Source organism: Thioalkalivibrio nitratireducens DSM 14787, from assembly GCF_000321415.2.
In the GTDB taxonomy this organism is placed as follows: Bacteria; Pseudomonadota; Gammaproteobacteria; order Ectothiorhodospirales; family Ectothiorhodospiraceae; genus Thioalkalivibrio; species Thioalkalivibrio nitratireducens.
Window position 1 is genome coordinate 1,658,641 of sequence record NC_019902.2, and the last position, 14,254, is coordinate 1,672,894.

Sequence of the window (14,254 nt, forward strand, 5' to 3'; positions counted from 1 at the left end):
CCCCCACCGTGGGGGCGTGGAAGCGCGGATGGCCGGCACATAATCGTCCGCCGTGGCCTAAGATCCTTAGCAATCGGCCGCGACAACCCCGCGTCTCCGGGTTGGCGGCACCCGTTCCCTCATCCCACCAGCCCATAGGAGAAGACGTGGATCCGATGATTGATGCAGTGCTCTCGCGTGAAGTCCTGGCCCTTGCAATCCTGGGTTTCCTGGCGTTTTACATTGCTTGTTCGCTGGGCGCCCGCACGCGGTGGCTGACCTTGCGTTCCGTCCTTTGCGGCATTCTGGGAGCGGTCATCGGGACCCTGGTCGGCATCGGTGCCGCCCTGATCTGAAGAACGATCTCTCCAATCCTGGGCCGCGGGTGCACTTTAGCCACGTCGGCTGTTGGACTGTGTCGGTTGGCGAAGCCCACCAGCCCGCGCGCCGTTCACCCCTTGGACTCGTCGCCGCACGGCATTGCCGTGCGGCGCGATGCCGGCTACCTTGGTACCCGGCACTCGCCCCGGATGCGTCCGGCATCGTTTCCAGGGAATCCCGACTTGACACCTCCACTCCATCGACAACCGAGCGGTCATGAGGACTCCACGGTGCGGGATCCAAGCGCCCACGGCGAGGGTGCAGTAACCCTTCGTGCCGAAACGCCAGATCGGTCAGGGGTCGGAACCCCGCACCCACCTGCGCAGCACTTCGAACACGAGATGGCGGTGGCGCGGCTGCTGCGGCGCATTACTCACTGGCCGTTTCGCAAGGGGCAGCTACTCCACCTGAGCGAGCGCCTGCCGGCTCTGGATCTGCTGGCCTGGCTGCAGGCGAATCCGCAGAACGCACGGTCGTTCTGGCAGAACCGGGAGCGAACGATCTCGGTGGCCGGGCTAGGTGCGGCAGTCGAGCTCACCGCGCAATCGGAGCAGGAGGTCGGCGACCTGCTCGAACGCAGCTATTCGATCCTCGGGGATCGGGACACGGTATTCCTCGGCGGACTCTCATTCGATGGCCGCAGCGGCCGCGGCGAGTGGTCGGCCTTTCCCGGCGCGCGCCTCGTGCTGCCCGCGATCGCGTGCTGCCAGCGCAACGGCGAATACCGTCTGTCCGTGCACCTGCTGGCGGATTCCCGCCGGGAGTTCATTCGCAGAAAGACGCAACTGATCACGGCGCTGTGCCGGCTGCGTTTTCGCGGTCGTGCGCGGCCGGATGCGCCTCGGCCGCGCGTGTCATCGCGCATCGACGACGTCGATTTCGCCGGCTGCCGCCGCCGTATCCAGGCGGTGCTGCGCGAGATCGCCGCCGGGGAGCTGCACAAGGCGGTACTGGCACGGCGCGTCGAGCTCGCCCTGACCAGCCCGGTCGCCGTCTTCGAGGTGCTCGCGCGCTGGCGCGAGGTCAATCCGGGCAGCTTCTGTTTCGCAATGGAGCGCGGACAGGACCTGTTCATGGGCTGTTCGCCCGAGCGCCTCTACCGGCGGCACCGCCGGGAGTTCCAGACCGAATCGCTCGCCGGCACGGTGCGTCTCGGACGGACCCGGGACGAGGATGTGGCGCTGATGGCCCGCCTGCACCGCGATCCGAAGCTGGTCCAGGAACACGATCTCGTGACCCGGTTCGTGCGCCGCCAGATCGAACCCTGGGTGACCGATGCCCAGAGCCCGGAACAGGCAGGAGTGTTCAAGCTCGACCGCATTCAGCACCGCTACCTGCCGATCCGTGCAACCCTGAAGCCCGGTGTTCTCGACCATCCCCTGCTGGACACATTGCACCCGACCCCGGCCGTCTGCGGCTTTCCGCGCGGGGCGGCGCAGGCCCTGATCGAACGCGAGGAGACCGCTCAGCGAGGCTGGTACAGCGGTGCCGTGGGTATCGTCTCGCCGCAGGAATCCGAGTTTGCCGTCGCGATCCGCTCGGTACTGGTGAACCGCGAGCGTATCCTGTGCTATTCCGGCGTGGGCATCGTGGCGGGCTCCGATCCGGAAGAGGAGTGGACCGAACTGGAGGCGAAAATCGAGTCGTTTCTCTCCGTACTGGAATGCTGAGGCCGCGACGATTCAGCCACCTGAACGAGGCATGGGCATTCGTTCTGGTCGATCGGCTGCACCGGGGTCACGGAATCCGCGACTTCTGCATTGCCCCCGGCAGCCGCAGCGCGCCGCTGGTGCTGGCGCTGGCCCGCCATGTCCAGCATCACGCCGAGTTGCGGCTTCACACCCATTTCGACGAACGCGGTCTCGCGTTCTACGCACTTGGGCTGACCAAATCCGGGCATCGGCCTGTCACGGTGATCACGACCTCCGGCACCGCGGTCGCCAACCTGCACCCGGCGATCATCGAGGCCTTCGAGACGCATTGCCCGCTGATCGCGCTGACCGCGGATCGCCCCGAGGAACTGCAGGACTGCGGCGCGAACCAGGCGATCCGGCAACGCGGCCTGTTCGGAGGCAACCTGCGCGGTGAGCTGCGCCTTCCTGCGCCCGGCCCCGGCTGGTCAGCCGCCCGCCTGCACTGGGAACTCGACGCGGCTCTCGCCGGATTGCACGGATCCGACGCCGGCCCGGTCCACATCAACGCCCCGTTCCGCGAGCCCCTGTATGGAGCTGCGGAGGTCGAGGGTCGCAACCACCCACCGGACGCCGGAACCCGTAGGGTGGAAGAGCGAAGCCTGATCCGCCATACCGACCACACACCCGCCGGATCGGCGCAGAACGCAAACCGATTCGAGGCCGGCGCTAGCCAGGTCCTGCACGCGTGGGTCTCGGATCTGGACGATAAGCCGCAACCCGAGCCTTCGCGGCCCCCGACCGCTGCACTGCCGACGTTGCAGGGGCCGCTCCTGCTGGTGGCCGGGCACCTGGAGGCGGAAGAGGCGCAGGCGGTGCTGGACCTTGCGCAGCGTTACCAGATGCCCGTATTTGCGGACTTCGGCAGCCAGCTCCGCCTGGTCGAGCACCCGTGCATGCCGGGTGCCGCCGACCTGCTGCTCGCCAGCCCCCGAGGGCAGCAGGCGCTCGGCTCGGTCCGCCAGATCCTCCAGTTTGGCGGGCGCCTCACCGGTAAACGCCTGAACCAGTGGCTGGCGGAATTCCCCGGTGAACGCTGGCTGGTCAGTCGCCACTCCGCCAGGCTCGATCCGGCGCACCGGGCCGTTGCGGTCCAGTGCGACATCCCGGAGCTTTGCCGGCACTTGGAGCTCCCGTCGCCGGCCGATCTCGGCTTGGCGGATGTCGAGCGGGAACTGCATACCCTGGTCGACGACGCCCTGGCCGAGGAGTTCTCGGAACTGGCGGCCGCACGGATCGTCAGCGAGGAGATCCCGCCAGACATGGCATTGATGGCGGGCAACAGCCTGAGTATTCGGCTGCTGGACTTGTTCGCCCGCCCCGGTCACGGAAACCCCTGCGTGACCCACCGGGGCGCAAGCGGAATCGACGGTCTGGTTGCCAGCGCCTGCGGTTTCGCACGCCGGCACCCGACGGGCGTGACGCTACTGCTCGGCGATCTATCGCTGCTGCACGACCTGAACAGCCTCGCATTGGCTGCCCGCAGCTCCGTGCCGCTGGTGATCGTGCTGCTGAACAACGACGGCGGCGGGATCTTCCACCTGCTGCCCGCACGCGGGCAGAGTACATACTTCGAACCGCTGTTCCAGTTGCCGCATGGATTGGATTTCCGGCAGGCGGCCGGGCAGTTCGGACTGCGGTATGCGGCGCCGGGATCGGCGCCGGATTTCCGCGCTGTCTACCGGGACGCCTGCGCGCGCGACGGCTGCACACTGATCGAGCTGCGGTTTCCGGCCGGCCGGAGTGCCGAACTGCTGCAGGGCCTGTACCAGCGCCTCGGCGACATTCAATGATGGGGGCTCCGGGGGCCAAGGACCGCCCGACGGTCCTGCTGCTGCACGGCTTCATGGGCACTGGATTGGACTGGATCGAGACGGCCCGGAACCTCGCGCCGGCGTTCCGCTGCCTGTTGCCGGATCTGCCCGGGCACGACGGCCGCCCGCTGGACCTGGGGGGCATGGAAGCTTCTTTCGAAGCCTACACGGACTGGCTTTGGCATACGCTCGAACCCGCGCTGCCGCGCCACTTCGCACTGGCCGGGTACTCGCTGGGCGGGAGGCTCGCGCTGGATCTCGCCTGCCGCTTTCCGGAGCGGGTCAGCGCCCTGATCCTGGAAAGCGCCCATCCGGGCCTGTCCGAGCCGCGGGAGCGTCGCGAGCGCGCACGGCACGATGAGGACTGGGCGCGCCGCTTCGAAAATGGGCCCTGGCCCGCAGTGCTTGCGCACTGGTACCGGCAGCCGGTCTTCGCATCCCTGACCGACGCACAGCGCGACTCGTTCATCGCCCGGCGTGCCCGGCATTCCCCACAGACGCTGGCCCGCGTGCTGCGCGCGACGAACCTCGCCCGGCAGCCGGATCGCTGGCACGACCTGCCGCGGCTGCCGATGCCGATCGCCTTCATCGCCGGTGCGGAGGACCCGAAGTTCTGCACGGTCGGTGAGCGGATGGCCCGGATGCTGCCCGAGCTGACCCTTGTCAAACTCGACGGCGTGGGGCATAACTGCCACGCTACGGCCCCGGCACAGGTCGCGGCCGTCATTCACCGTCTGTGCACGATCGAGCGCACCCCTTCATGAGCACCGCAGCCTCCCATCTCTGTTCGATTCTTCCGGCGCTGGACTGGCAGGACCATTCCGCGTCCTTCCGGGACATCCGCTACCACAAGGCGGAAGGGATCGCGAAGATCACGATCCACCGCCCGGAAATCCGCAACGCGTTCCGCCCGCTGACGGTGAAGGAGATGCGGCAGGCCCTGGCCGATGCCCGCTTCGACGAAGGCATCGGCGTGATCGTGCTGACCGGGCAGGGCGATCTCGCGTTCTGCTCCGGCGGCGACCAGCGGGTGCGCGGCGATTCCGGCTACCGCGACGAGAACGGCATGCACCACCTGAACGTGCTCGACCTGCAGCGCGAGATCCGCTCCTGCCCCAAGCCGGTGATCGCGATGGTCGCCGGCTACGCGATCGGCGGCGGCCATGTGCTGCACGTCGTCTGCGACCTGACCATCGCCGCCGACAACGCGCGCTTCGGCCAGACCGGGCCCAAGGTCGGTTCCTTCGACGGCGGATTCGGAGCCAGTTACCTCGCCAACGTGGTCGGCCAGAAAAAAGCCCGGGAGATCTGGTTCCTGTGCCGGCAGTATGATGCCCGGGAGGCGCTGGCCATGGGCCTCGTGAACACGGTCGTTCCGCTCGCGGAGCTGGAACGCGAGACCGTGGCCTGGTGTCGGCAGATCCTCGAGCACTCGCCCACCGCGCTACGGATGCTGAAATCCGCGTTCAACGCCGGCACCGACGGCCAGGCCGGGATCCAGGAACTGGCCGGCAACGCAACGATGCTGTTCTACATGACCGAGGAAGGCCAGGAAGGGCGCAACGCCTACCTGGAAAAGCGCCTCCCGGACTTCGGCAAGTTCAAGCGCCAGCCGTGAGCGAGGCGCTGCTCGGCGCAGTCACGGGCGTCGACCTGTGGCATTACCGGCTGCCGCTGAGACACCCCCTGCACCTCGGCGGCCTTGTCTTCGATCACCGCTCCGGCCTCCTGCTCGAATGGCGCACGTCCCCGGACCGCGTGGTCTGGTCCGAGATCGCCCCCCTCCCCGGCTTCAGCTGCGAATCCCTGGACACCTGCGTTACCGAATGCCGCCGGTTCTTCGCGGGCCACCACGTCCACAATGCCGCCGCCACATTCAACGCGCCGCCCAATCCCGAAACCCGTAGGGCGGAAAAGCGAAGCGTCATCCGCCGTTCCACCGGCGTACGCGCAGATTCGGCGCCAGATGCCCACGTAGGCCAGCGCAGGCAGCAAATCCCCGTCCGGCAGGGTCCGGAAGCGGCGGGACCCACCCACGATCCCGAAGATGCGACATCGCAGGCAGCCACAGCCACCTTGGTCCTGGAAGCCCTCGGGCAGAGCATTCCCCAAGACCTCAGCCCCTCCGTTCGTTTCGGACTCGAATGCGGCCTGCTGCAACTGACCGTGCCACTGCCCGCCGCGCCACGGCCCACCCTCTGCCTGCTGGTCACCGCGGACGGGCCGATCGACCCTGCGGCCCTTTCGGACAGCACCTGCGTGAAGCTGAAGGTAGGCCAACGGGATCCCGCCGAGGAGCGACAGCGAATGCGGTGGATCCTTGATGCAGTACCCGCCACCGCCCGGCTGCGCCTCGACGCCAACCGCGCCTGGTCGCTGGAGCAGGCCGCCGCATTCTGCGCCGACCTCGACCCGCAACGGGTCGAGTACATTGAAGAACCGCTGCGTCCGGGCCTGTCCTACAGCGGGTGGCACGAGCACATCCCGATCCCCTTCGCCTGGGATGAAACCCTGCGCGAGCGGCCGGAACCCCGCCTGGACATCCCAGGACTGCGCGCCGTGGTCCTGAAACCGATGCTGACCGGGCTGTCCCGGACCCAGACGCTGGTAGAACAGGCGCAGGTCGTCGGGATCCAGCCGGTGCTCAGCGGTGCCTACGAATCCAACCTCAGTCTCGATCTCTACGCCCAACTCGCCGCACTGTGGTCCCTGGAGGGGCCGCACGGGCTGGACACCCTTCGCCCGTTCTCCATGGCGCTACTGCAGCCACCGCGGTTCCTGCATCGGAACAGACCGCTTCCGTTGCTCGGCCGCGAGCAGCTCGAACACCTGGGGCGGCTGCTGTGACCTTCGCGACCGATCCCTGCCTGGTCCGTGCCGGCGCCCGAGCCTTCGGGGACGCACCGGCTTTGCTCGGACCCGACGTCCGGCTCTCGTTCCGCGAACTCGACCAGCTCGTCGATGCCCGCGCCCGGAGCCTGGCCGCGCAGGGCGATTCCGGGAACTGGGTGATTCATCGGGCAACGCCGAACGCATCGAGTCTGATCGAGTTCCTCGCGCTGCTGCGGGCCGAATCCAGCGTGCTGCCGGTCAACCCGGCCCTCCCGGCGGCGGCGCTGTCTCGGCTGATCGGGCAACAGGGGATCGTGCGCTTCGCGGACTCACGCACCGACCCGGCACTGGGGCTGCACAGCGAATCTCCCGGAGCCGGCGGAAACGGCCCGCAAGGACTGGAATGGCCGGCACCTGCGCCGCTGACTGGCATGCTGACCTCCGGCTCCACCGGCGAGCCCAAGGTGGCCGTGCACAGCGAGCGCAACCATGTCCTCAGCGCCGAGGGCTTCGCAGCCGCGATCCCCATCGGCCCCGGAGACCGTTACCTGCTGGCGCTGCCGTGGTTCCACGTCGGCGGGCTCGCGATCCTGTTTCGCTGCGTTCTGCACGGTGCGGCCATCGTGCTCGGAGGGCGTGCGGAGGACGCGCACTTTCTGCGCACCATGGGTGTCACCCATGCCTCCATGGTCGAGACGCAGCTTCGCCGTCTGCTCGCCGCGCCCGACCCACTGCCGCCCCTGCGCTGCGTGCTGCTGGGCGGTGGTCCGGTGCGCGCCTCGGTACGCGGCGCGGCGCTGGCACGCGGCCTGCCGGTCTGGCAGAGCTACGGCCTCACCGAGACGGCTTCGCTGGTCATCGCCGAGGATCCGGACGGACGGGTGCATCTCCTGCCACACCGCGAATGCCGGATCGCCGACGATGGCGAGATCCTCGTGCGGGGCGGCACGCTGTTCCTCGGTTACCTGGACCGCGGCACGCCGGTGCCGGCTAACGACGCCGGCGGCTGGTTCCACACCCGCGACCTCGGCGAATGGGACACAGCCGGCTTCCGGGTGACCGGGCGGCTCGACAACCGTTTCATCAGCGGCGGCGAGAACGTGCAGCCCGAGGCGATCGAAGCGGTGTTGCGCGAGCATCCGGTGATCGCCGAGGCCGTCGTCGTGCCACGGCCCGACGACGAATTCGGACAACGCCCGGTCGCGTTCCTGGACTGCATCGGAGCAGTCCGTGAGGATGCCCTGCGCGACTGGCTGCGGCCGCGGCTGAACCCCTGGCTGCTGCCTGTGGCGTTCCATCCCCTGCCCCGCAATGACGGCATGAAGTTCCGCCGCGCGGACCTGCTCCGGCTCGCGGCGCAACCCGTACCCTGAAGGAGACCCCCATGCCGATCTGGAAACGCCCCGTGGACCTGGACGCGGTCAACCAGGCCAACCGCAACACCCTGATGGACGCGCTGGGCATCCGCGTGACCGCAGTCGACGACGACGCGCTGTACGGCACGCTCCCCGTCGACGAGCGCACCCGCCAGCCCTTCGGCTTTCTGCACGGCGGCGCGTCGGTAGCGCTGGCGGAGACCCTCGGCAGCATCGCCGCCAACCTCGCCGCCGACCCCGGCTGCGTCTGCATGGGCGTGGAGGTCAACGCGAACCACCTGAAGGCCGTGCGCTCAGGCGTGGTCACCGGCTGTGCGCGCCCCCAGCAGATCGGCCGCAGCATCCAGGTCTGGGACGTCCGTCTCGAGAATGAGCGACAGGAACGGGTCTGCGTAGCCCGCCTGACCATTGCGGTGCGTGAACCACGCTGAGCCCGCCTTGGGGGCACCGTCATTGATCGGCTCCGGCCAGTTCCTGGACGATTCCTTCCGGGCCTGGTGAGCGGATCACGGCGGACTCAATCCGCGCTGCCTGAAATCCTTGCAGATCGCTTCTAACGTCTTGTCACGGGCCGCTTCGCGGATCTTCTTGGATGCGAAGTTACGGATCACGCGATTCCGAAGGCCCGAGTCGCGGAGCCCCAGCAGCCGGAAGCCCCGGCGCACCAGGGACTTCGTCAGGCGCTCCGTACGCTGGTCGAATGGACCCGCCAGCCGCGCATGTACCGCCTTGCAGGTCACCTGTGGCCACGGCCGGAGGCTCACCGGGTCCCGTGCGGTGCCGAAGAGCGGAATCAACTGCACGAACTCGGGGTCGCGCACCGCAGAGTCCGAGCCGCGCTGCACCATGGGCTGAAAGTCCGCGAGCTTCTGCTGCGCTTCGAACCGGCGGACCCAATCGCGGACGATCTCGTTGTCACGGTGCACCACCAAGTGGTCGCGCAGGAATTTTTGAGCGTTGCGCCTTCCGAGCTGAAAGTCGTGCATGCGCAGCGTCGAGTCGATGAATCCGGCAAAACCGCCCAGACCGGCGCTGGCGATGTCCGTCTCCTCCACTTCCACCCCTTTGACCGTTCGCGCCGGCGGCTTTTCCGGCCGGAGCGGCACGATCAGGAAGCGGCTGTAGACGTCCTCGTGCAGTGCCAGCATCAGTTCCTCGGGTTTGAAGCGCGTCTGGCTCTTCAGCGTCGGCAACAGTGCGAACGCCGACGCCAGCATGTCGGGCATCTCGCCGAGATCGGGCACCAAACGGCCGGTGTCGTCGGGAAAAGGGTCGATCATCAGCACCGCACGGTCGGCCTTTTCCGGATCGCGGGCATTGTGCACGTCCGGCGCTCCCGACAGAGCGACCCGGGCCGTTTCCAACGGCTCGTTGTTCAAGAGCCCGCCGTCCACGCTCCAGAAGGTGTACGGATGCATCTGGTGGGGTGCCAGGTCCGGGGTTATGCGGGGAGCAGGCGCCGATGCGTCGGCGCCGGCGGGCCGCGACCAGGGGCGCGACTCGTAGCTGTGCAGATCGTTCAGCAGATACCGTGCCGGCAGGCCCACGGGAAATGCCGAAGTCGCCAGCGCGGCATCGCTGAGCAGGTTCCAGCCATCGTGTTCCGTACCCAGAGTGCCCCGCCAGTTGACTTCGGTGCCCCCGGACGGAAGGCCTTCGGGCTCGGAGCCGTGGGTTCCGTACACGGCGAAGTGACGCAGATCGGCGTGCTTGACCACCCGGTGACCGCGCACGCCGCCATCCGTGACCATGTCGATCAGGTACGGGACACCGCGAAGGTTCGTCACGTGGAGGTAAAGCTGCAGGGGATTGGCCAGGTACGGCATTCCTCCCACGGCCCCCTGTCTGCGCACATCGGACACAGCGGGGGCTCGCAGTGACGGCCATACAGTCCCACCGTCATCGCGAGGGGCGAAGCCCCGTGGCGATCCAATCGCCACATGGACTGCCGCGCCCCTCGGGGGCTTCACACCGGTGGTCGGGCACCTCGAACCCGCCCCTATTCGGCACCCCCAAAGGGTCTACACTTCCGTCTCGGGTGCCGGTGCACACCACAACAGTATTCTGGGGGGAACAGACATGGAATTCACACACGAGGGCTTGCAGCGGGCGCGCTTCGAGCACGTTCGGGATGTGCGGTTGCCGCGACGTACCCCGTTCCATCCGTCGCCATCGAGCTGGCGTGACGAGGTGCTGTATTTTTTGCTGGTCGACCGCTTCAGCGACGGCGCCGAGGAAACGCGCCCATTGCTCGACCGGAGCAACCGCGGCACTGGCCGCCCGGCACTCGGTGGGGAGCCCTGGCGCTGGGATCGCTGGGCGCAATCGGGCCGCGATCGCTGGCAAGGGGGAACCCTGCAGGGCGTGCGCTCGAAACTTGGCTATCTGAAGCGGCTGGGTGTCACCGCGCTGTGGTTGAGTCCGGTGTTCAAGCAGCGCGGCCATCTCGACAGCTACCACGGCTACGGCGTGCAGGACTTCCTCGAGGTCGACCCCCGCTTGGGCAGCCGGGCCGATCTGGTCGAACTCGTGCAGGCTGCGCACGCCGAAGGCCTGCGCGTGATCCTGGACATCATCTTCAACCACTCGGGCGAGAACTGGACGTATCCTCCGGAGCTCCCGGGCGGTCCCTATACCCCCCACTACACCGCCGGGCGGCACCCGTTCGGGGCATGGCGCGGGCCGCTCGGTGAGCCCGTGGAGCAGATCGTCGATCCCGAGCACGGTGTCTGGCCCACCGAGTTGCAGGACCCGGAGCGCTACACGCGCGCCGGCAGCGGCAATCTCGGGGCCGGCGATCTCGAAGATCCCCACGCCGAGCACAAACGCACCGATTTCATCACGCTGCGCGATTTCGACCTTCAGGCTCCCGGGCTACTGAACGATCTCGCCCGCTGCTTCAAGTACTGGATTGCGCTCACCGATTGCGACGGCTTTCGGCTCGACACACTGAAGCACGTGAGCTTCGAGGAGGCGCGCAACTTCTGTGGGACGGTCAAGGAGTTCGCGGCGAACATCGGCAAGGCGGATTTCCTGCTGATCGGCGAGATCGCGGGCGGCGACTACAACCAGACCCGATATCTCGACGTGCTGGCGCGCAACCTGGATGCGGCGCTCGACATTGGCGAGATGCGCGTCTCGCTCACCGGGCTGGCGAAGGGGCTGCAGCATCCGCTCGGGTATTTCGCGGGCTTCGACCCGGGATTTGCGGTGATGGGTTCGCACCGCAACCTCGGCGACCGTCACGTCTCGATTCTCGACGATCACGACCATGTCTTTGGCGCGAAGATCCGGTTCGCGGCCGAGGCGTCGAACGAGCATCAGGGAGCGGTGGCAGCGGCATTGCAGCTGTTTACGCTGGGCATTCCCTGCGTCTACTACGGCACCGAACAGGCGCTGGCAGGCCCCGAACCCAGCGAGCACCATTGGCTCCCCGGCTGGAAAGGCTCGGACGTCTACCTGCGCGAAGCCATGTTCGGGCCGGTACATCCGCGCAAGGGCGGCCGTGACGGTCTGCCGGATATACCGGACAACCTCGACACGTCCCTGCCCGGGTTCGGTCCTTTCGGCACGGCGGGGCATCACTGCTTCGACGAAAGTTACGGGCTCTACCGGCGCATGGCCGCGCTCGCGGCGCTGCGCGGGGCTCTTCCGGTGCTGCGGCACGGCCGCCAGTACCTGCGGCCGATCTCTTTCCTCGGGATGCCGTTCGAGGTCCGGGGACCGGGCGAGCTCATCGCGTGGTCGCGCATTCTCGACGACGAAGAGTCCCTCTGCGTTGCGAACCCTCACGGCACCGACCGGCGTGGTGCGGACGTGATCGTCGATGCCAGCCTGAATCCCCCGGGGGCGGCGATGACCGTGCTGCTCAACACCGCCGAGGTCGCCGATCCGCAGGCGGGTGCAGCCCATCCCGCCGGCTCCGAGCTTCCCGTGCGCCGCCGCGGCGACGGGACTGCGTTCGTCGAGATCCGCAATCTTCCACCCTCCGAGGTGCTGGTGCTCAGCAATCATGCAGGTGTCGGGTAACGGTCATCGTGCGCGGCCCCCACCCCCGACCATGAAGAAAGCGTAAATGCTCGTGTCACCCGTCCAGCGCCGTAGGGTGGGCCAAGCGCAGCGGGCCCACCACGACGACCCCGGCACTTGCCGATGCACCCACCGGCTGCGCCGTATCGAGCGTCATAGCGACAGACGCAGCGTGAAACTCACGATCGAACGCACGCTGCCCTACGCGCCCCAAGCCGCCACCGTGACCGCGATCGATGCCGACATCTGCTCCGCCCTCCTGGGGATACCCCATCTGGAATCTCTGCCCGATGTGGTCCACGTCGAGCCCGTGATGTTGAGCGAAATGGCCCGCCGCAACTGAATTGTCCGTGGAGTCTAGTCGATCCGACGCGCCCCGAAACGCGCGGGCTCGCTGTAGCACGGGCCGGTGACCTCCCCGGCCAAGAACTCCGGGGAACTCCTGGGGTGCACGCGCCACCAATCTGACAGTCCTCTCGTTTTCACGGCCGCCGGGCGTGCGCATTCAGGAATACCAGAGGTGAAGCCATGTCCAAGACGTCGCTCGGCATTCTTGCAACCACCTGCCTCGCGTTCCTGGCACTGAGCCCCCAGGGATCGGCAGCGGAATCCGGTGCCGCCGCACCGGGCAAACTCACCGAGTGGGAAGTGCCCTGGCCGAACACGCGGCCGCGCGACCCCTGGGTCGGGCCAGATGGTCTGGTATGGTTCGTGGGTCAGATCGGCGACTACGTGGCGACCCTGGACCCGGCAACCGGGGACTTTCGCCGCTACGACCTGGATCCGGGCACTGGGCCGCACACGGTCATCACCAACGAGACTGGGGTCTGGTACGCGGGCAACCGGGCCCAGCACATCGGGCGAATCGATCCAGAAAGTGCTGCGATCCAAAAGATCGTGCTGCCGGGCAACGGCAGGCGCGATGCACACACCATGGATTTCACCCGGGATGACAACATCTGGTTCTCAGTACAACATGGGAATCAGGTGGGCTTCCTGGACACCGGCAGCCTTGAGATCACGCTGCACGAAATCGACACTCCGACCGCACGGCCCTACGGTCTGATGAACGATGCACAGGACCAGCCCTGGGTGACCCTATTCGGTAGCCACCGGCTGGCGACGATTCGAGAGCGCGGTGGCGAAGTTACGGAGATCGAACTCCCGCGCACCGAGGCCCGGCCGCGCCGCCCAGCGCTGACCGGCGACGGTCGGGTGTGGTACGTCGACTTCGCCCATGGCTACCTCGGTTACTACCAGCCTGCGGATGGGAGCATCCGGGAATGGCAGACCCCGGGGGGACCGTCCGACGCACCGTACGCGATCGCCGTGGATGGGCAGGACCGCGTGTGGTTCTCCGAGACGGGCCGCATCCCCAACCGGTTGATCGCGTTCGACCCCGAGAGTGAGGCCTTCCTCGAACCCATCGAACTGGCCAGCGGCGGCGGCATCATTCGTCACATGACCTTTCATGCCCCCACCGAGACGCTGTGGTTCGGTGCCGATACGGGGACGATCGGCCGCATCGAGGTTCATCCGTGAGCGCGGGGCCTCGGAGCCGGGATCGAGTCCAGAAAAGGGCCGCGACGCCTGGCCTCGACGGCCTGCATGAGTGGGCGAGGCGGCCGTGCACGTCAGGTCCGGAAACTATTGCTCGAGTTTGTCGAGCAACCAGTTGTTGAGGATTCCGATCACCTGCTTCTGCTCCGAGGTGGCGGTGCGATTCAGTTCACCCAGCCGCCTGGCCAGTTCCTCGATGTATCCGCGGTATTTCTTCACTTGCGTGCTGGCGATGCTCAGATCGGCGTTGCATTTGCGCAGCTGCTGTTCGAGGCTGTCGGCATCGAGCGCGACGGTCTCGCTGACACGCCGGCCAAACGCGGTTTCGCGGATCAGGTTCACGCGCTCGAGCGCCGCATTGTCGTTCAGTGCCATCGCTGGAAAGCATTGGCACAGCTCGTCCAGGTCCACCATGCCCTCGAAGGTGTTCAGCTCGCCCTTGTGGATGAGCTCCTGCAAATCCCGGCGTTTTATGCCCAGCAGGCTCGCCGCCTTGGCCAATGCAAGTCGCTGTCCCATGGTCTCCCCGGTCGCTCCTCAAGCCGTTGTTCGAATGTAGACGACCCGATCGGCCTGATGCCGTTTACCGGGT

Annotated in this window: 13 protein-coding genes; 11 read left to right on the plus strand and 2 right to left on the minus strand. The window is 67.3% G+C overall.

The window, feature by feature from the left end:
• Window positions 1–155 precede the first annotated feature (155 nt).
• The 8 genes from TVNIR_RS07810 (at window position 156) to TVNIR_RS07845 (ending at window position 8,504) form a co-directional block, all read left to right on the plus strand.
• A complete protein-coding gene (locus TVNIR_RS07810; RefSeq protein WP_237251806.1) occupies window positions 156–335 on the plus strand; it encodes a hypothetical protein in 180 nt (59 codons plus the stop codon).
• Between the two features lie 366 nt (window positions 336–701).
• Window positions 702–2,030, plus strand: a complete 1,329-nt coding sequence (locus TVNIR_RS07815; RefSeq protein ID WP_237251772.1) for an isochorismate synthase — start codon at window positions 702–704, stop codon at window positions 2,028–2,030.
• Window positions 2,024–3,844 (plus strand): 2-succinyl-5-enolpyruvyl-6-hydroxy-3-cyclohexene-1-carboxylic-acid synthase, encoded by a 1,821-nt coding sequence (gene menD, locus TVNIR_RS07820; RefSeq protein ID WP_015258453.1) that lies wholly within the window; start codon window positions 2,024–2,026, stop codon window positions 3,842–3,844. The genes TVNIR_RS07815 and menD overlap by 7 nt, the downstream gene beginning before the upstream one ends.
• Window positions 3,841–4,629 (plus strand): 2-succinyl-6-hydroxy-2,4-cyclohexadiene-1-carboxylate synthase, encoded by a 789-nt coding sequence (gene menH / locus TVNIR_RS07825; protein WP_015258454.1) that lies wholly within the window; start codon window positions 3,841–3,843, stop codon window positions 4,627–4,629. Before menD ends, menH begins: the two co-directional genes overlap by 4 nt.
• Window positions 4,626–5,483 (plus strand): 1,4-dihydroxy-2-naphthoyl-CoA synthase, encoded by an 858-nt coding sequence (gene menB, locus TVNIR_RS07830; protein ID WP_015258455.1) that lies wholly within the window; start codon window positions 4,626–4,628, stop codon window positions 5,481–5,483. Before menH ends, menB begins: the two co-directional genes overlap by 4 nt.
• Window positions 5,480–6,712, plus strand: coding sequence for an o-succinylbenzoate synthase (gene menC / locus TVNIR_RS07835; RefSeq protein ID WP_015258456.1), 1,233 nt, complete (start codon window positions 5,480–5,482; stop codon window positions 6,710–6,712). Before menB ends, menC begins: the two co-directional genes overlap by 4 nt.
• Complete coding sequence (locus TVNIR_RS07840) at window positions 6,709–8,070, plus strand: AMP-binding protein (protein WP_015258457.1); 1,362 nt, start codon at window positions 6,709–6,711, stop codon at window positions 8,068–8,070. The genes menC and TVNIR_RS07840 overlap by 4 nt, the downstream gene beginning before the upstream one ends.
• Window positions 8,071–8,081: 11 nt before the next feature.
• Window positions 8,082–8,504 carry a hotdog fold thioesterase gene (locus TVNIR_RS07845; RefSeq protein ID WP_015258458.1) on the plus strand — a complete coding sequence of 141 codons (423 nt, stop codon included), beginning with the start codon at window positions 8,082–8,084 and terminating at the stop codon, window positions 8,502–8,504.
• A gap of 75 nt (window positions 8,505–8,579) precedes the next feature.
• Here TVNIR_RS07845 and TVNIR_RS07850 read toward each other — a convergent pair whose 3' ends face one another.
• Entirely contained in the window at window positions 8,580–9,899 is a 1,320-nt protein-coding gene (locus TVNIR_RS07850) for a hypothetical protein (RefSeq protein WP_015258459.1), read from the minus strand.
• A 253-nt stretch (window positions 9,900–10,152) separates the two neighbouring features.
• Here TVNIR_RS07850 and TVNIR_RS07855 point away from each other — a divergent pair, with 253 nt between their 5' ends.
• The 3 genes from TVNIR_RS07855 (at window position 10,153) to TVNIR_RS07860 (ending at window position 13,644) form a co-directional block, all read left to right on the plus strand.
• Window positions 10,153–12,102: an alpha-amylase family glycosyl hydrolase gene (locus TVNIR_RS07855; RefSeq protein ID WP_015258460.1), complete on the plus strand. Its 1,950-nt coding sequence runs from the start codon at window positions 10,153–10,155 to the stop codon at window positions 12,100–12,102.
• Between the two features lie 172 nt (window positions 12,103–12,274).
• Complete coding sequence (locus TVNIR_RS19735; RefSeq protein ID WP_015258461.1) at window positions 12,275–12,445, plus strand: hypothetical protein; 171 nt, start codon at window positions 12,275–12,277, stop codon at window positions 12,443–12,445.
• 185 nt (window positions 12,446–12,630) lie between these two features.
• Entirely contained in the window at window positions 12,631–13,644 is a 1,014-nt protein-coding gene (locus tag TVNIR_RS07860) for a Vgb family protein (protein ID WP_015258462.1), read from the plus strand.
• A 105-nt stretch (window positions 13,645–13,749) separates the two neighbouring features.
• Here the strand turns inward: TVNIR_RS07860 and TVNIR_RS07865 are convergent, their stop codons facing one another.
• Complete coding sequence (locus tag TVNIR_RS07865) at window positions 13,750–14,181, minus strand: hypothetical protein (protein ID WP_015258463.1); 432 nt, start codon at window positions 14,179–14,181, stop codon at window positions 13,750–13,752.
• Window positions 14,182–14,254 lie beyond the last annotated feature (73 nt).